General features: G+C 47.3%; 15 protein-coding genes. 2 read left to right on the forward strand and 13 right to left on the reverse strand.

Annotation, left to right across the window (positions count from 1 at the left end; translation table 11 throughout):
- Positions 1 to 70: 70 nt before the first annotated feature.
- From BM265_RS10145 to BM265_RS10160, 4 genes are all read right to left on the reverse strand, one after another.
- Complete coding sequence (locus BM265_RS10145; protein WP_074961493.1) at positions 71 to 1,561, reverse strand: GH39 family glycosyl hydrolase; 1,491 nt, start codon at positions 1,559 to 1,561, stop codon at positions 71 to 73.
- A gap of 67 nt (positions 1,562 to 1,628) precedes the next feature.
- Positions 1,629 to 2,624: a carbohydrate ABC transporter permease gene (locus BM265_RS10150; protein ID WP_177219571.1), complete on the reverse strand. Its 996-nt coding sequence runs from the start codon at positions 2,622 to 2,624 to the stop codon at positions 1,629 to 1,631.
- Positions 2,625 to 2,636: 12 nt separating this feature from the next.
- Positions 2,637 to 3,557, reverse strand: a complete 921-nt coding sequence (locus BM265_RS10155) for an ABC transporter permease (protein ID WP_074961495.1) — start codon at positions 3,555 to 3,557, stop codon at positions 2,637 to 2,639.
- A 255-nt stretch (positions 3,558 to 3,812) separates the two neighbouring features.
- Complete coding sequence (locus BM265_RS10160) at positions 3,813 to 5,507, reverse strand: extracellular solute-binding protein (RefSeq protein ID WP_074961497.1); 1,695 nt, start codon at positions 5,505 to 5,507, stop codon at positions 3,813 to 3,815.
- Positions 5,508 to 6,020: 513 nt separating this feature from the next.
- Here BM265_RS10160 and BM265_RS10165 point away from each other — a divergent pair.
- Complete coding sequence (locus BM265_RS10165) at positions 6,021 to 6,722, forward strand: metallophosphoesterase (RefSeq protein ID WP_074961498.1); 702 nt, start codon at positions 6,021 to 6,023, stop codon at positions 6,720 to 6,722.
- Here the strand turns inward: BM265_RS10165 and BM265_RS10170 are convergent.
- Complete coding sequence (locus tag BM265_RS10170) at positions 6,713 to 7,198, reverse strand: hypothetical protein (protein WP_143098709.1); 486 nt, start codon at positions 7,196 to 7,198, stop codon at positions 6,713 to 6,715. The two genes, BM265_RS10165 and BM265_RS10170, sit on opposite strands and share 10 nt — an antisense overlap.
- 84 nt (positions 7,199 to 7,282) lie before the next feature.
- Between BM265_RS10170 and BM265_RS10175 the strand changes: the two genes are divergently transcribed.
- A complete protein-coding gene (locus BM265_RS10175; protein WP_074961502.1) occupies positions 7,283 to 9,091 on the forward strand; it encodes a beta-L-arabinofuranosidase domain-containing protein in 1,809 nt (602 codons plus the stop codon).
- Positions 9,092 to 9,172: 81 nt separating this feature from the next.
- Here the strand turns inward: BM265_RS10175 and BM265_RS10180 are convergent, their stop codons facing one another.
- From BM265_RS10180 to BM265_RS10215, 8 genes are all read right to left on the reverse strand, one after another.
- Entirely contained in the window at positions 9,173 to 10,261 is a 1,089-nt protein-coding gene (locus BM265_RS10180; protein ID WP_074961504.1) for an O-acetyl-ADP-ribose deacetylase, read from the reverse strand.
- A 14-nt stretch (positions 10,262 to 10,275) separates the two neighbouring features.
- The gene (gene recD2, locus BM265_RS10185; protein ID WP_074961505.1) at positions 10,276 to 12,543 is read right to left on the reverse strand and encodes an SF1B family DNA helicase RecD2; all 2,268 of its coding nucleotides are present in this window, start codon (positions 12,541 to 12,543) and stop codon (positions 10,276 to 10,278) included.
- On the reverse strand, positions 12,536 to 12,883 hold the full coding sequence (locus tag BM265_RS10190) for a hypothetical protein (RefSeq protein ID WP_074961507.1): 348 nt from the start codon (positions 12,881 to 12,883) through the stop codon (positions 12,536 to 12,538). The genes recD2 and BM265_RS10190 overlap by 8 nt, the downstream gene beginning before the upstream one ends.
- A gap of 89 nt (positions 12,884 to 12,972) precedes the next feature.
- Positions 12,973 to 13,755, reverse strand: coding sequence for a zinc ribbon domain-containing protein (locus BM265_RS10195; RefSeq protein ID WP_074961509.1), 783 nt, complete (start codon positions 13,753 to 13,755; stop codon positions 12,973 to 12,975).
- Between the two features lie 12 nt (positions 13,756 to 13,767).
- On the reverse strand, positions 13,768 to 14,529 hold the full coding sequence (locus BM265_RS10200; RefSeq protein WP_074961512.1) for a zinc ribbon domain-containing protein: 762 nt from the start codon (positions 14,527 to 14,529) through the stop codon (positions 13,768 to 13,770).
- A 153-nt stretch (positions 14,530 to 14,682) separates the two neighbouring features.
- The gene (locus BM265_RS10205) at positions 14,683 to 16,800 is read right to left on the reverse strand and encodes a polyribonucleotide nucleotidyltransferase (protein ID WP_074833195.1); all 2,118 of its coding nucleotides are present in this window, start codon (positions 16,798 to 16,800) and stop codon (positions 14,683 to 14,685) included.
- 186 nt (positions 16,801 to 16,986) lie between these two features.
- Positions 16,987 to 17,253 carry a 30S ribosomal protein S15 gene (gene rpsO, locus BM265_RS10210; RefSeq protein ID WP_074833197.1) on the reverse strand — a complete coding sequence of 89 codons (267 nt, stop codon included), beginning with the start codon at positions 17,251 to 17,253 and terminating at the stop codon, positions 16,987 to 16,989.
- 239 nt (positions 17,254 to 17,492) lie between these two features.
- Complete coding sequence (locus tag BM265_RS10215; protein ID WP_074961514.1) at positions 17,493 to 18,242, reverse strand: hypothetical protein; 750 nt, start codon at positions 18,240 to 18,242, stop codon at positions 17,493 to 17,495.
- Positions 18,243 to 18,651 lie beyond the last annotated feature (409 nt).

Consider the following 18,651-nt stretch of genomic DNA (forward strand, 5'->3'; position numbering starts at 1 on the left):
GTCAACAAGAAAAAATTCTGAGGGAGATCCTTGTCAAAAGGGTCTCCCTCGATTTTACATATAGTTTGTATCAGTGGAAAGATAATACCTTGTCGTAGTCGTAACCGCGGTCCGGAGTAAAGGTGCGTGGTGTGAGTTCAAAGTATACCACGCCGTTTCTTTTGGCAGTCAGGGAGATATCTGCACTTCCCTGTTCTGTGCTTATCACATCACTGCCGAAAAGGGGCTTTGCGGAAGCACGCAGAAGCTCGGTCTGAGCCTTTGTGAGATATGCGGGTTCGCCCATATCGTGCCAGAGTTTAAGGGGATTGCAGGTATCCTCGTCAACTGTCTTGGTGATGAGGGTATATTCGCCCTCGGCAGGAAATGTGAATGTGCGGGTGAAATCATCGGTGTCGATATTCCACAAAATGCCTGCAAAGCCTTTGTCAGACTTGACGATGACTGCGGTATCATCGCGGAATATGCAGTCGGTACCGAAGTCTTTCAGCTGTTTGAAAAACGCAAAGGTGTAGAAAGTGGGCTTGGGTATGCAGCCGTTTGCCACCAGACCGAATCCGCCGTGGAAAGGTGTGAAAGGCACTCCCTGCTCTTCAAAAACATCGCCGAATGTCCAGTAGGAATAGGAAGTGTTCATATCACCCAGATGGGAAAGCTGACCTGCAAGGTACGCCGCATTCAGGTTTGTATCGTGTATAACGCCCTTGGGAGTATATGAAGTGCTGAACTCGGTTATGTGTATGGGCAGACCCTTGAATTCATCAAAACTTTCAACGATATCCCGGGTGGTCTGCAGGTTGGCAAGCCTTGCCACAGGTTCTTCAAGCTTTGAATAATCATAGTGACCTATGCGCTCGGGGAATTCAACGGTGTAGTGGTGGCGGGTGACGGAATCTGGTTTGATGCCGTTATCGCGGCAGAATTCCAGGAACTTTCTTATCCATTCCTCGTCATTTACGCCGCATATAGCAGGTCCGCCCACCTGAAAACGCTCGTCATAAGCCTTGATGGCGGTGAAAGTCTCCTTGAAGAGTCTGAAATACTCTTCCATATCAGCCTTGTACCAGAATCCCGGGAGATTAGGCTCGTTCCAGACTTCGATATTCCAGCCCAGAACTTCCTCGCCGTAGCGGCCGCGGAGATGTTTCAGCAGTGCGATGACCATATCTGTCCACTGCTTGTAATCCTTGGGCGGAGTGGTGTTGCCTTTCCAGTAAAAGACAGTCTGGGTGCCGCTCGCCAATTTTTCGGGCATGAATCCAAGCTCCAGAAACGGACGTATGCCCAGTTCGATATAGCTGTCAAAAATGCGGTCGATGTAGGTGTAGTTGTATTCCACCTTAGTTTCGCCGTCTTCCTCGTACTCCTGATATATCGCCACATCATCGCAGAACAGGCCGTGTCCGCGGATATTTTTAAAGCCTATCTCACGCTGAACGAGTTTCAGCTGTTCAAGATATTCAGCTGTAAGCGCAAGACCAAGTCTGCCTGTGCCTACGCAGTAATCAACGTTATTATTGAAAGGTACGCTGTTATTAGTATCAATAACTGTTTTTGCCATTGGATATTCCTCCTTATAATAAGTAAACACCGCCTGCGCCCGCAGACGGTGTCAATAAAACTTGATATTATTCCTTTACGCCGCCGATGGTAAGACCTGCAACGAAGTATCTCTGTAAGAAAGGATACAGGATAACGATAGGAAGTGCTGTGACAACAGTAGCAGCTGCTCTTACAGAGGTAGGTGTTACTGTTGCGGAAGCGTTCTTCATGGTCTCGGCAGTCTGCTGTTTTGAGCTTGTAATAGAGTTCAGGATCTGCATAAGCTCATACTGAAGAGTTGTCAGATCTGAGTTCATTCTGTTATACAGCATAGCATCGAACCAGGAGTTCCACTGACCAACTGCGGTGAACAGTGCAACAGTGGCAACAACGGGCATACACAGGGGGAAGATTATCCTGATGAAGATAGTCAGGTGACCTGCGCCGTCCATCATAGCGGATTCAGCAAGGCTGTCAGGCAGACCATTCATATAAGTACGCAGAACCAGCATACTGAATGCGGGTACCATGCCGGGCAGGATGTATACCATAAAGCTGTTGGTCATGCCCAGTGCCTTATAAACCAGGAATATGGGGATAAGACCGCCGGAAACGTACATTGTTACAACGTACAGCAGAGAGAGCTGCTTTTTGAACAGGAATTCCTTACGGCTGAGTATATAAGCCAGCAGTGAAGTTACCAGTGTAGCAGACAAAGTACCGATGACAGTTCTGAGTACGCTGACCTTTGCAGCGGTGAGCATATTCTGCTGTGAGAGCACGTGCTGATAGTTCTTGAGTGTAAATACTCTTGGAACCAGTGTTATGCCGCCTTTAAGGGCATCAAGTCCATCATTGAAAGATACGGCTACCATGTTCAGCAGAGGATACAAGATAACTATTGAAAAAACTAACATGAACACTGTATTGAATGCATCGAATATATTATCGCCCTTTGTACGGCGGCTGACGATGCTGTGCTTGGTTTTTGAACCTATGTCCTTTGCATCTCGCTTGGGCTTTTCTGCCTGCGTGATAGGTGCATTCGGAGTAGAAACGATCTTTTTAGTTAATTCTGCCATTTTGCGCCCTCCTTAATACAGACTTTCTTCGCCCATTGCCTTAGCCGATGTATTGGCTATGAAGACGAGTATGATACTTACAAGGCTCTTGAATATACCTGCTGCAACACCGATTGAGTAGTTGCCCTTACCGATACCGTAGTTCAGTACGTAGATATCGATAGTTTGTGCAACAGACTTTACAAGGTCATTACCCAGCAGATACTGGAGCTCGAAACCAACGTTAAGTACGTTGCCGACATTCATTATCAGAAGGATAAGAATGGTAGGCTTCAGACCGGGGAGAGTGATGTGCCAGATGCGTCTCATTCTGCCTGCGCCGTCTATTGAAGCGGCTTCATAAAGGTCTGGGTTGATAGATGTTATAGCTGCCAGATAGATGATGGAATCCCATCCTGTTTCCTTCCATCTGTTTGCAAAGCCAACTATCCACCAGAAGTATTTCGGTTCAGCCAGCCATTGTATAGGTTTATCGACAACACCGATACCCATGAGCAGCTTGTTTAAAGTGCCGTTCTCCATGGAGAGGACATCGAATACGATACCTGTCAGGATTATCATGGAGAGGAAGTGAGGCAGATATGAAACAGTCTGCACGAACTTTTTGCCCATATTGAATCTGAACTCACTGAGGAGTATAGCGAATATGATAGGACAGATAGTACCGAGTACAAGGTTGATAACACCCATCATAAGTGTATTTCTTACGCAGAGCATGAAATCCTTGTTTCTGAAAAGGAACTTGAAATTATCCAGGCCTACGAACTGTGATTTCGTAAAACCCAGATTGGGCTTATATTTCTGGAATGCCATGATCCAGCCGAAAAGCGGTACATAGCAGAATATCAGAACATAGACAACAAAAGGTATGGACAGCAGCAGCAGAGCTTTCTGGTTTTTCAGCTTTTTACCGAAGTCCGGGTCTTTGAACATTTTTGCGCACCTCCGAGATGTGTACATCCCCTGCGCCCCGCCCTCGGGCTCAGGCTGCAAGAGGTTAGAAAAAGTGTCCGAACTGCGAACCCCTTTTCTAACCTCTGACATCGTAAAACAGATATCAGGGGATAAATATTTAATTGCTTATCATTATATTTACGAAAATATCCCGCACAAGTCCCCGACTAGCGGGGACTTGTTGCAGTATATATATTTCGTGAAAAAGATCAGTCATCGACCGTCAGGAGATAATTACTTACCTGCTGCTACGTCGATTCTTCTCTGGATCTCCTTGTTGAATGCGGGCAGCAGTGTGCCGTCAACATCGCACTTATTCTTGTATTCGGTCAGATACTCGTTCCAAGCGGAATCGAAATCATCAGCGATACATACCTTAGGCAGGTACTCGTGCTTAACGTTAGCCATCTCAGTCCAAACCAGACCCTCAGGAGTATCGGTGGTCAGAGCGTTGGAGTAAGACCACATAGGATACCAAGCCTCATTCTCGGGAGCTGCGTTCAGCATCTCAACATAGGTCTTAACGCCGTAAGCGTCGAAGCACTCCTTGATCTCATCGTTCAGGGACTCATAGAACTCAGTAGCCTGGTGGTTAGCGTCACAGCCGTTGACACCGTCGTGATCCATACCGTTGGAATAGTTGGGGAAGTAAGCATAAGGACAGAGGTTCTTATTGATGTAAGTCTGTTCGTTAGCATTTGCTCTCATCTCTTCGGTACGAGTGAATACACCATCTTCGCCCTTGTTGTAGTTAACGCCTTCGATACCCCAGTTTCTCAGAGTGAGGATCTCGGGATCCAGCAGGTCGTTCATGAACTTCATAGCGCCCTCGGGATCCTTGCAGGATACAGTGATACCAACACCGTTGGAAACGTCCAGAGCAGGATTTGCGTGCCAGTGCTCCTCAACGCCCTTATCGATGGTGATACCAACAGGAACGTAAGTGCAGTCATCAAGATTGCCGTCAGCCTTTATAGCCAGCTCAGCATCGTTGAAATCCCAGTGCTGGTCAACCATACCGCAAACTCTGCCTGTAGAGAGCTTGGAGATATAAGCATCATACTTCATTGTGAAGGTCTCCTGGTCAACGATACCCTTCTTGTACTCTTCGTTCAGCTTCTTGAAGTATCTCTTAGCTGTATCTGTGGTGTTGTAGTCGATAGCCTGGTGGGTATCTCTGTCAACTATGCAGCAGCCGTCGTTGGGATAACCATCAAGGAAGAAGGGAGCATTCTCAAGGCAGAAGTATCTCCAGTCATCGCAGAGTATCTCATAACCGATGTTGGGAGTACCGTCAGGCATTGTAGGATTAGCCTCGATGTATCTCTCGATAAGGTCGAAGTATTCGTCCAGAGTCTCGATCTTAGGATAACCTGCCCATTTCAGAACTCTTGTCTGGATCCAGAAAGCTTCGTCGTTGTGGACGCAAGTTGTATCGTGATCCCAGGTCTTGCCGAACTGAGGAATGATGTAAATGTGGCCGTCTTCAGCTCTGATAGAGTTCCACTCAGCCTCGGTGTAGAAATTCTTTATGTTGGGATAATTGTCCCACAGCTCGTCGATAGCGATGAATGCGCCTGCATCTACCATGCTCTTCATACCGGAAGAAGCATCTACGAAGTCAGGATACTCGCCGCCTGCGATCATAACGCCGATAGCTTCTTCAGCAGTCTGACCTACCAGCCATTCCATCTCGCACTTAGCGCCGATCTTCTCAGCTATCTTGTCCTGTACAACGTTGCCTTCTTCGACCTCGTTGCCGGGAACCGCGAAGAATGCAGAGAATACCTTTACTTCAACTTCTTTACCGTCCGCAGTCTTAACTGTATCAGTCTTCTGCTCCTTCTCGCCTGTTTTGCCGCAGGCTGACATACCAACTATCATTGCCAATGCCATCAGACCAGCAGCTGCTCTCTTGAGTCTTCTCATAATTAACAACCTCCAAAAAACGTTTATTTTAGCTTTGAACATAATAGCTAAATTTTGTTTTGTTTTCGCTGAGATTATTATAGCAAATAAATCTGGTTTTGTGAATAGTTATCAGTAAACTAAGCAATAATTGCAAATATATTTTAGCAAATCAGCAAAATATGTTTAATCCGACAACAAACCAAATTGTACATAGCAAAAAATGTATCGAAAAGCGCAATTTTTGAGTTGTAAAGAATTGCGCAATGTAGTAATATATAAAGATTTAAAAGAGATACAGTCAAATTTCAATACAAATTTACGTCAGACTATACAAATTTGTACGTACTTTCACTGATCAGATTATGTCATATCGTACGCATTATTACTTAATTTATATGCGTAGGTTTAGATTGACAAGCAAGCAAACATGTGGTATAATTTAAACAGAAAGTAAACTACTCTTTAACAAACATATAAAACTCATCAAAACTACTACTGTACTGTTTACGTGCCTGAATTTAAGGAGAAGCTATGGCTACATATGTAATGAGCGATCTGCACGGTGAATATGATAAATACTGTGAAATGCTTGAAAAGATAGATTTCAACCCCGAAGATACTCTGTTCATACTCGGCGATGTTGTGGACAGGGGTCCGAAGCCTGTTGACATACTTCTTGATATGATGAAGCGCCCGAATGTCTATCCGCTGATGGGCAATCATGATCTGTTGGCACTGGATGTTCTCAAAAAGCTGAATGTCGAGATAACCGAGGATAACTTTGCCCAGAACATTGATGCCAGCACGATGAACGAGCTCATCGACTGGCTCAAGGACGGCGGACAGACCACGCTGACGCAGTTCCGCAGTCTCACCAACGAGGAAAAGGCCGATGTTCTTGATTATATGGACGATTTCCGTCTGTGCGAATCCGCTGAGGCGGGTGGCAAGACATTTGTCATGGTACACGCAGGTCTTGGAAATTTCCGAAAGGGTAAAAAGCTTCGTGATTACACTCTCAAGGAACTTCTGATGGACAGACATGACCCCGAGATCGACTGTTTCGGCGAGGACGATATCTACGTTGTGGCGGGGCATACGCCCACCATGATCTACACCGGTAAAGCAGAGATATACCACAAAAATCACAACATATTCATCGACTGCGGTGCCTGCATGGGCGGACGGCTTGCCTGCCTTTGTCTGGACACAATGGAAGAATTTTACGTCTGAATATTTTTACGCGGAGCGTGGCAGAGAAATCTGCCGTGCTCTTTTATTTTTGCCGCCGCGACCTCGTCGCAGCCTTCCGGGACGATGGTATATACATCGTCCAGAATGTAAAGTTCTCCGCCGTTATCACCGTATTTCAGGCTTTTATACGCTTTTTCGGGATCGTCGAAAAACTCAGCATTAAGGCATAAAGTCAGCTCCAGACGCACCCCATAATTTCGTTTTATCACCCTTATATCTCCGCTTATCTCGACATTAAAACGACTCATCAGCTGAGCCCTCAGCGCCGCAAGAAATATCTTTGCCGAAATGTCACGATCTTTCAGAGATTCAAAGTCAAGCCCAAGCTCGGAGAGCTCGGTATTATCCACCCGAACAGTCACCTGCGCACCGATGCGGTCTATATCCATTAGCTCACCCCTGTGCATACTATGCACAGGCTGAACTTTTTGCCACAGCTCGGAATTATTCAACATGATATCGGATTTGTCCACCCACAAACAACGTTTGCGGTGATATAATATATGCAGAAAAATTTCATATAACGGAGGTACACATCTATGCTGAAAGCACCGAATTTAGAGGATTGCTGGGTCACAGGCGGAGTTTTTCGCGAACGTATGGAGCTCAACAAAAAGTATCTGAAAGAACTTGACCCCATATGTTTATTGCAGAATTTTTATCTGGAGGCAGGAATAATCCTCCCCGATATGCAGGTGATATCCGAGCCGGAAAAGGCGAATCTGCACTGGGGCTGGGAATCTCCCGCCTGCCAGTTAAGAGGGCATTTTCTTGGACACTGGATGTCAGCCGCGGCTATGCTGTCGGCGAGCGATGATGACAGTGAGCTAAGGGCAAAGCTGTCCAAAATTATAGACGAATTAGAGCGTTGCCAGATACGTAACGGCGGAAAATGGGTGGGCAGCATACCCGAGAAGTACTTTAAATTTATGGAGGGCGACGACTACATCTGGTCGCCCCAGTACACAATGCACAAAACGCTGATGGGTCTGGTGGACGCCTACCGCTATGCGGGCATCGAAAAAGCCCTGAAGATCGCTGATGCACTTGCTGACTGGTACATCGAGTGGGCGAAAAGCATCGAAAACACAGCGCCTTTCACTGTTTTCAAGGGCGAGCAGGGCGGTATGCTGGAGGAGTGGTGCATACTTTTTGAGCTGACCCGCGACCCGAAGTATCAGAAACTCATGGACATCTACCGTGAAAATGCCCTGTACCACAAGCTTGAACAGCACAGGGACGCTCTCACCGATGACCACGCCAATGCCAGCATCCCACTTTCTCACGGTGCTGCCAAATTATACGAATCAACAGGTGAAGAACGCTGGAAGATCATCAGCGAAGAGTTCTGGAAACAAGCTGTAACTCAGCGGGGTATGTTCGCCACATCAGGCGCAAATTCTGGGGAATTCTGGATTCCTGCTAACTCTCAGGGTAGCTATCTCGGGGATACCGACCAGGAGTTCTGTACGGTTTACAACATGGTTCGTCTGGCTGATTTTTTGTACAGAAGAACAGGCAACACCGCCTATGCCGACTACATCGAAAGAGCCCTCTATAATGGGTTCCTTGCACAGCAAAATATGCACAGCGGAATGCCTGCGTATTTTCTGCCATTAGCCTCGGGAAACCGCAAGAAATGGGGCAGCAAAAGGCACGATTTCTGGTGCTGTCACGGCACGATGGTGCAGGCACAGACCCTCTATCCGCGGCTGATTTGGTACACCGAGGGCAGTACCGTTACCGTTGCCCAGTATATCCCCTCTGAGGCAAAGCTCGATATCGACGGCAGTGAAGTTCGGCTGTCCCAGTGTACAGAGCTTAAAAGCCTGAATAATCAGGTATTTTTCGATGAGGACGAGGGCGGTGAGAAGAGCAGATGGTCACTGAGGTTTGATATCGAATGTGATACCCCCACCGAATTCACGCTGAGATTCAGACTGCCATGGTGGCTGAAAACTACTCCGCAGATAATTCTCGACGGCGAACCCATACAGGCGGATATTGCGGACAATTACTTTATTATCTCAAAGATCTGGCAAAATAGTACCATACAATTATTGCTCAGCCCAAAGCTCACCGCCGAGTCCCTGCCTGATATGCCCGAGACTGCCTCACTACTTGATGGTCCCATCGTGCTGGCGGGCATGACCGACAAAGACATTGGTTTGCAGGGCGATCTTTCCGCCCCAGAGACTTTCCTGCACCGCCGAACCACCCACGAATACAAGACATACGTCTGGAAACAGAATACCTATGTCACCCGCCATCAGCCCGTGAACATCGAATTCAAACCCCTTTACGAGGTCACGGACGAGGTGTACACCGTGTATTTCAGCAAGAGATAACAATTAGCTTTGCTGACAAAAAGCAGCAGCACAAATTTTTTGTACTGCTGCTTTTCTATGTTTAAAATTGTACGTACACCATTAGTTTTGTCCGAGAAGTGTCTGGTCAAACCTGAACAGCGCGTCATTGATCTCGAAGATATCATATATCCCGTGGACGATGTGATATTTTACTATAAGGTCGAAATCCAGAGAATTTGAAAGTGCATATCCCGCTTTGGAAAGCAAGTCCTCAGTCTCGCGGATATCAAGTTTCAGCGCCACTGCGAATGCCACCGCCGTCTGCTTTTTGGGCTTGTAGTGAACATCACTGCGTATCTTTGAGAAAAGCTTGCGGTCGATATTTGCCCGCTTGTAGGCTTCAACATCGGTCATACCGCGCTCGTCGATGAGCCTGAGAAGCGCCTGTGAGAAAGATTCGTCACGCATGGAGAAATAGTCCTCTGCCGCGCATTCTTCCGCGACATCGCAGGCATCAAAATCCGGTACAGCTGATTCCGTCTTTTTCGCCTGACCGAACAAGCCTTTCTTTTTGGGCTTTGCTTCCTCGTCTTTCAGCACAGCGGCAGCCGCGGCGGGCGCATTGAAACACGCCGCACTGCCCATCATCTCACGCCGTCCTCGCTCTTTGTCCTCGCGGATCTTCGCGTAGGCATCGTCGATGAACTGCCTAATGCCCTCAAAACGCTCGTAGCTTATCTCAAAGCTGTCCTTATCAAATATCACCAGCGTGATATCCATTTCGTGGTCTTCAAGGAATCTCCTCGCTTCGCTTTCGGCGACTTCTATCGCTTCACGCTTGGGATAGCCGTATACCCCCGCAGATATCAGCGGAAAGGCTATGCTTTTACAGCCCAGACTTTCAGCCAGAGCAAGGGAATTTCTGTAACAGCTTTGAAGAAGTTCCCTCTCGCCCTGTTCACCGTCCTCCCAGACAGGACCCACCGTGTGGATAATATGCTTACAGCCCAGACCATAGCCCTTAGTCGCCTTTGCCTGACCTGTCTCACAGCCCCCGAGAAGCCTGCACTCTGCTAGAAGTTCGGGACCAGCCGCGCGGTGTATCGCACCGTCGACTCCCCCGCCGCCAAGCAGCGAGCTGTTGGCAGCATTTACTATCGCGTCCGCCGAAAACTTGGTTATATCGGCACGTACCAGACAAAATGGCATAATTATCCCTCCGTTTACTGATTTTCTGTTTCCTCGTTGTCCTCTAACGAAAGCTGACCAAGGTCATCGCCGTAGGCGCTCTGCATCAGCATAGTCCTTAGGGCGGTGCATCTTCGATTCTTGCCGTTGTTCATTATCATGAAACCTATCCTCTGAGCCGTACCCAGTATCACCAGCAGTTTCTTCGCCCTTGTGACCGCGGTGTACAGCAGATTTCGGTAGTATAGGCTGTCCATGCCGTCATAAAGGGTGAGTATCACCGCATCGTACTCAGAGCCCTGGCTTTTATGTACTGTGACGGCGTAGGCAAGTTCAAGGTCATCAAGCATTTCGCCGCTGTAATCGGCTATCCTGCCGTCAAAGTCTATGGTTACTATCTTCAGCAAAGGTCTGACACCTATCACAATGCCGATATCGCCGTTGTAGACGCCCTTGCCGTTTTCCTCTTTTCCGCCGTCAGTTTTCGTCCAGCTTATCTCGTAGTTGTTCTTCGTCTGCATGACCTTGTCACCCACGCGGTAGATGGCGTAGGGCGTTTTCAGCTCGTCCTTTTTCTTATCGGCTGGATTCAGCTCCTCCTGCAATATCTTGTTTAGCTCGGGAGTGCCGATACGCCCCTGTCTTGTGGGGGAAAGCACCTGAATATCCCTTATGGGCGAAAATCCGTACTTTTTCGGCAGTCGGTCACTGCAAAGCTCCACCAGAGTTGTGTAGATATCCTCAGCTTCGGGGCGGCGCAGGTAGACAAAATCCCTGTCCCGCTTTTTGAGGTCTATCATCTTCCCCGAAACTATCCTGTGGGCATTCATGACTATGTCGGATTCCTGCGCCTGTCTGAAAACTTCCGTCAGTCTCACCACCGACATAACTCCGCTGTCGATGATATCCTGCAATACATTTCCGGGACCCACAGGGGGAAGCTGGTCGCTGTCCCCCACAAGTATCAGCTTGCAGGTGACGCTCAGCGCCCGCAGAAGCGCTTCAAACAGCACGCTGTCCACCATGGACATCTCGTCCACCACCATGACCTCGCAGTCAAGAAGGTCGTCCTCATCGTGTACGAACATCATTCTGTCGCCGTCCGAGGGGATGACTTCCAGCATACGGTGGATGGTCTTGGCTTCAAAGCCCGTCATATCGCCTATACGCTTTGCCGCCCTGCCTGTTGGTGCGGCTATCATAACATCAAGCCCCTGCTGTTCAAACAGTGAGATTATGGCGTTCAGGGTAGTGGTCTTGCCTGTGCCGGGACCGCCCGTCAGCACAAGAAAGCCCTCGGATATGGCAAGATTTATCGCCTTTCTCTGCTTCTCCTCGTACTTGATGCCGCTCTCCTGCTCCTCCATGTCGATTATCTCGGAGTAGTCTATCTTGTTATCGTAGGTTATACTGCGCATAACTTCAAGTCGGCGGGAGATATACTCCTCCGCCTTGTAATAGCAGTGGAGCATGGCGTAATTCACGCCGCTGATATCCAGCTCGAATATATCCTGCTCCGATATAGCGACTTCTTTCACCTTGTCGAAAAGCTCACCGCTGACACTCAGCAGGCGCACCGTTTCACGCTTCAATACTTCCATGGGGATACAGGTGTGACCGCCCTCACGCGCCGCACTTCTAAGCACGAATGCCATTCCCGCCCTTATCCTCTGCTCGCTGTCACGGGGGATAGCCTCGCTTTCGGCTATTTCGTCCGCCTTTGCAAATGCAAGCTCGATACCATCAGTACAGAGTATGTAGGGATTTGACTTTATCAGACCTTCCGCCGCATTACCCAGCTTTCTCCAGGCGCGCACCCCGAATTTCGTGGCAACTCCGTTCTTGCTCATGTAGACCAGCAGAGCACGCGCCGCAAAGGTCTTTTTGAAATCATCATGTATCGCATCAGCCTTTTTGGGGTCTATGCCCTTGACTTCCGTGAGCTTCTCGGGCTCGTTCTCGATAATCTCAAGTGTCTTGCCGCCGAATGCCGCCACCAGCCTTTTTGCCATAACAGGATTCACCGAATCCAGCGCACCGCTTACAAGATACCTGAGTATGGATGCTTCACCTGTCGGCAGACTTCTCTCAAACATCTGCACACGGAACTGCCTGCCGAAATTGCGGTGCTTCACGTATTCACCTGTGAGTATTACGCTTTCGCCCTCTTCAATGTTGCCAAGCTCACCCACAGCCTTTATCAGATCATCCCCCGTGTTTACGTCGATCACACAGAAGCTTCCGTCATCGCTCTTGAACTGAACGCGGTCTACCTCGCCCTCTATCTTTTCCGCTTCACTCATTTTTGACCTCCCATGTGTCCGCCTTGAACTGCTTATCTTCCTGCCCGCAGATGATATCTGCAAGCTCGTCTGCCGCCGCAAGGATAACTCCGTACTTTGCGGCAAGATCCTGTGTACGCTGACTGAATCTTCCGTCAGTGCTGACAAGTATCACCTGTCTGCCGTACTCCCCTGCAGCTTCTTCGTCCCTGATGATACCGAGGATCTCGTCCTCGCAGGGTATATCCTCGCACCACTTTACTACCACCGCGGCACGGCATTTCCTCTTTTTGCGGGATATGATCTGCACCGCCAGCGAAAACGCCGTCAGCAGAAATATCACCGCCGCCACAACTGCCATAGGCTCACCCCCATACATACTATGCCCGCGAGCCTAAAACGTTACGCCCCCAAGACCCGCAAACTGCGGTCTCGAGGGCATTAACACCATCACTTGTCGATCTTCAGAGATTTATATACCTCGTCAATTGTCTTGCCGACCTTGTCCCTGCGGTCGTCTGAACACAGCAGGCTGAACTGGTATACCTTATCGTCAACTATCTCGATATGCATCTCCACGTAATTGTTAGTCATGGCAGTATCTTTATATGTGAACCTGAGCAAGCCGCTCTCGTTTTCGATAAGATCGTAATCTTTAAGCTGATCGCTAAAAGTTTCATTAAGTTCATTAGTGAAATCCGTTTTCAGCGTTACCAGCTTATCCTTACCCTCATAGTACTCCATCAGAGCATCAACGTCGTTTGCAGCTGGTTGGATACTAAGCTCGGGAATCACGGTCGTCACATCGTATATCACGTAGGTGAATTCCATCTCGGTATTAGCAAAGGATCTGCATTTTTCAGACTTCATAACTTCAAAGGAAAAATCATCCACATCTCTCATGGATACCGGAAGTGTTACCTCGAAGCCGTCAACATTTATGGTCGTACGCTTTCTGTCGTATATAAAGAACACCAGCGTGAATATCAGAAGTGTAATGGCTATCAGTATATAGCTTATCATTTTCGGATCCATGCCTGCAAAGATAGTTCCGCGCTTTTCCTTTACGGTTATACCGCCGAACTGCGCTGCCTGCTGCCTGAATTTTTCCTCCGGCGATATACCCTTTGCCAGATTGACTTTATTATCAACGTCAACTCTTATGGTATCACCACAGTTTTTGCATATCGTATCGCTGTCGTTTATGACTGCTCCGCAGGTCTTGCAAACCATACCTCTGCCCCCTTACTTGTTGTATTCCATCGAATCATACATTTTTCTGAATTTGCTGATAAACTTGTTCTCTTTATCGGATTTGCAGTATGCATAATACATATAGCAGGAATCCCCTTCAAAATCTATCATCATATCACAGAACCAGTTCGTATCATCTTCCGTAAAATAGAATCTCATGTGATTACCGACCTGATCTTTTTTCTTATAGCCTTCAATATCTCCGCTCATGCCCTCATCGATAAAGGGGAACATAAAGTTAAGGTATGCTTCCTCATCTCCGCTGTCAAGCCCAAGAGAGCTGACCTCATATTTGATATAAACAAATCCCATATCCCTGTTTGCATATGCCGCAGTATCCAAAGCGTCCACATCACTGAACACAGTACTGCTCCTCTTTTCAACCTTCTGTGGGAAAGTGATGGTTATATCGCCGAAGCTTTCTTTCTGCGGGCTATTATACTTTATCTGATATGCCATGATAACTATCATTATCATGATTATCGAAACAAGAAGACTGATCAGTTTTGTGCTTGAGAATGAACGTGAACTTTTTCTTGAGTAGCTGTCATTCCCGAAAGGCGAATTCATGCCGTAATTACCGTAGCCCGAACCGCCGTTCATGGTATTTCCGCCATAGCCGTAACCGTAGCTGTTCTGCTGAGGACGTCCCGCATTGTTATATGCAGGTCCCATTTCCGATCTTCTGGTACCGCAGTTTTTGCACTCGTTATCATAGTCGCCCAGGGGCGCACCGCAAATAGGACAATTCATATTCTGTTACTCCTTTACTTTTCATCTTTTTGTTACGCAATTATGTATATTTTGTTATGCGAATATTCCGTAACCCGACTCATTTTCATATAATTACAGCTATGCAGGGCGCACCCGTAGATACGTCCTGCATAAAGCCATTTCAGATAATAATTATTCCTTGTTGGCAGCTCTCTTAGCAAGGTCTGCAAGAGCGTCCTTTCTGGAAAGGTTGATCCTGCCCTGCTCGTCGATCTCCATTACCTTTACAACGATCTCGTCGCCGATGGATACAACGTCCTCTACCTTCTCAACTCTGGACTTATCCAGCTTGGAGATATGTACAAGACCATCCTTACCGGGAGCGATCTCAACAAATGCGCCGAAGTTCATGATACGAACGACCTTGCCCTTGTAGATAGCACCGATCTCGGGATCGTTTGCGATGGTGTTGATGATGTTGATAGCAGCCTGTGCCTTCTCCTTATCCAGACCGCTGACAAATACGCTGCCGTCCTCAGAGATATCGATCTTGACATCACACTCAGCGGAGATCTTCTGGATGACCTTTCCGCCTGAACCGATAACTTCTCTGATCTTATCAACAGGAACCTTGGTGGAGAGCATCTTGGGAGCCCACTTGCTGACCTCGGGTCTAACCTCGGGGATAGCCTTGAGCATGATCTCGTCAAGGATATACATTCTTGCTTTTCTTGTCTTCTCGAAAGCGCTTGCGATGATGTCCATAGTCAGACCATCGACCTTGATATCGACCTGTATAGCAGTGATACCGTTCTTGGTACCGCCAACCTTGAAGTCCATATCGCCGTAGAAGTCCTCAAGACCCTGGATATCAACCATTGTCATCCAGCTGCCGTCTTCCTTGGTGATAAGACCGCAGGAGATACCTGCAACGGGTTCCTTGATGGGAACGCCTGCGTCCATCAGTGCCAGGGTAGATCCGCAGATAGAGCCCTGAGATGTGGAACCGTTGGAAGAAAGAACCTCGGATACGCATCTGATAGCGTAGGGGAATTCCTCAACGCTGGGCAGTACAGGAACAAGAGCTCTCTCAGCCAGTGCGCCGTGACCGATCTCACGTCTTCCGGGACCTCTGGAAGGTCTTGTCTCACCTACAGAGTAGCTGGGGAAGTTGTACTGGTGCATATATCTCTTGCTGGTCTCTTCATCAAGACCGTCAAGCTTCTGTGCGTCGGAAACAGGGCCGAGAGTACAGATAGTCATTACCTGTGTCTGACCTCTGGTGAAGATACCAGAACCGTGAACTCTGGGCAGTACGCCAACTTCTGCAGCGAGAGGTCTGATCTCGTCGATACCTCTGCCGTCAACACGCTTGCCCTCGTAGAGCCAGTTTCTAACGATCTTCTTCTGGAGCTTGTAGAGTACTTCCTCAAGCATAGCGCCCTGATCGGGATACTGCTCGTCATACTTCTCGTGAACTGCATCATATATAGGCTGCATTCTTGCATCTCTTACGTTCTTGTCATCGGTATCGAGAGCCTTCTTAACGTCCTCGCCTACCATAGCCTCGATCTCATCGAAGAGGTCGTGGTCAACTTCCATAGACTCGAACTCGAACTTAGGCTTGCCGATCTCCTTCTGGATGCCCTTGATGAACTCTACCATCTTCTTGATCTCAGTGTGGCCTGTCTCGATAGCCTTCAGCATCAGATCATCGGGTATCTCCTCAGCGCCTGCCTCGATCATAACGATCTTCTCAGCAGAACCTGCAACTGTCAGGTTCAGCTTGTTGTTAGCTCTCTGCTCAAGAGTGGGGTTCAGTACCAGCTCGCCGTCAACATAGCCTACGTTGATGGAAGCAACAGGTCCGTTCCAGGGGATATCGGAGATAGATATAGCGATAGCAGCAGCGATCATACCTGTGATCTCGGGTGAGTTGTCGGGATCAACTGCCAGTACTGTCATAACAACAGTTACATCGTTTCTCATGTCCTTGGGGAACAGAGGTCTGATAGGTCTGTCAACACATCTTGAAGTCAGTATAGCCTTATCGCTTGCCTTGCCCTCTCTCTTGGTGAAGGAACCGGGGATACGGCCTACTGCATACATCTTCTCCTCAAAATCAACGGAAAGAGGGAAGAAGTCAACGCCCTCTCTGGGCTTCTTGGAAGCTGTAACATTAGCCATTACAACGGTCTCGCCGTATCTTACCCAGCATGAACCGTTTGCAAGTCCGCAGGTCTTGCCTGTCTCAACAACGACGGGTCTGCCTGCATAAGTAGTTTCAAAAGTCCTTGCGTTCTCAAACATATTGATTATCCTCCTTAATACTGTCCGGCAAAGGCTTTAGCATAAAGCGCAGAGTGCAGAAACAATGTGCTTTTACACTCTCCGATCAATGCTAAAAAACCGTCACGCGAACATAATTTTACTGTTTTTAAAAACACCAAAAGGCAGTGACGGATTACCGTCTCTGCCTTGATGATCTTAACTTGATTACTTACGGATACCCAGCTTGTCGATAACAGTTCTGTATCTCTCGATGTCGTTCTTCTTCAGGTAGTTGAGAAGGTTTCTTCTCTTACCGATCATCTTGTACATACCTCTTCTGGAGTGGTTATCCTTCTTGTGAACCTTCAGGTGTTCTGTGAGGTCGCTGATCCTCTTTGTCAGGATAGCGATCTGTACCTCGGGGGAACCTGTGTCGGTCTCATGAGTTCTGTTAGCCTCGATTACGGCTGTCTTTTCGTCTTTTCTCAGCATAATTTTGTACCTCTTTCTTAAAAATATTTTCCTCTGCGTCGGCATACGGCAGGTACTTTCTTCTTACCGAAGCGTGACCCGTATTCTGATGCAGGGATACTTATGCCTGTGCGTTCCTGTCACGCACAATATGACTTATATATTATACAATATATCCCGCTGTTTGTAAAGAGAGTTCACAAACTTTTTACATCTTTCGCAGATGAAGTCTGCGCACCCATACGCCCGAATTATCATTCTCAGTAATTTATCGATACACCTTTTTCTCTGAGTGCGTTTTCAACTTCTTCAGAAAACCTGGCATCAACCGTAACTTCTTCAAGTGAATCCATACCGCAGATGTCATTTCCGATCTCAGGATCGGACTGATGTAAAGTCAATGATTTTACAGTGTCCATTTTATCAAGTCCCGAGATCTTTTCGCAGGTGCTGATCTCCAGTGTTTCCAATTTTTCCAGCTGAGAAAAATCTTCACAGTTAATGTCATCTCCGCAATAGATGCTAAGTTCTTTTATGTTTTTCAGTTCGTTCAATTCGTTTAAAGACAATTCTCTCCCGCCATCTATAGCTAATGTTTCTAATTCTTTTAATCCGGATATATCTTCGATAGTTGTAAATCCGCTAAAGTAACCGATCCTCAGTTCTTTCAATCCAGTACACTTGTTCAGACTCGACCAGTTATCACATTTACCGCCAAGATGCAATTTTTTCAAATTGGGATTTGAAACATCATTTAAATTCAGGCTTTTGGAAAAAGGTCCGACGAAATCAATTTTTTCAAGTTCGGGACAGTATCTTATAAATTTTATACACGGTTCATTTTCCGAATAAACAAACATTCCCTTGACATTGCCTGACATATGAAAGCCTTCATCACCGTTCTGATCACTGCAATAGATCAAAAACGGCTTACCGAGATATGGTGTAAAGATCCTCACAAGCACGATACATACAACACATATTGAGATCATCAATTTCTTATTTTTCATTTTTCTCCCTCACATATTTTTATTATTCAGATACGATTTTATTATACCATATGCCATTTGCGATTTCAAATATATGGTTGTAAATTTTTGATATACGGATCGCGGTTTGCACCGCCGGGAACATGATCATGCGATCGGATGCGCCGGCTTGCGGCTGCATATTTATTCTGCTTGCTTGAAAATAAATGTTCCACGTGAAACTTTTGTGTTTGTATGATAATACTTGTACTGCGGTGGGCATTTCGCTCCTGACGGGGCGAGTCATCGGAAACGTTTCGCTGTCCGATGACGGCGCGACAATATATTTACGCAAACAGAAAGAGCGTGGACGTTTGAATTGTCCACGCTCTGAGATTTTTTATTGCCGCACCTTTTTAATAGGGCGGGTGGTTTGCTGTTCTATTTACAG

Source organism: Hominimerdicola alba (assembly GCF_900112155.1).
GTDB lineage: Bacteria > Bacillota > Clostridia > Oscillospirales > Ruminococcaceae > Hominimerdicola > Hominimerdicola alba_D.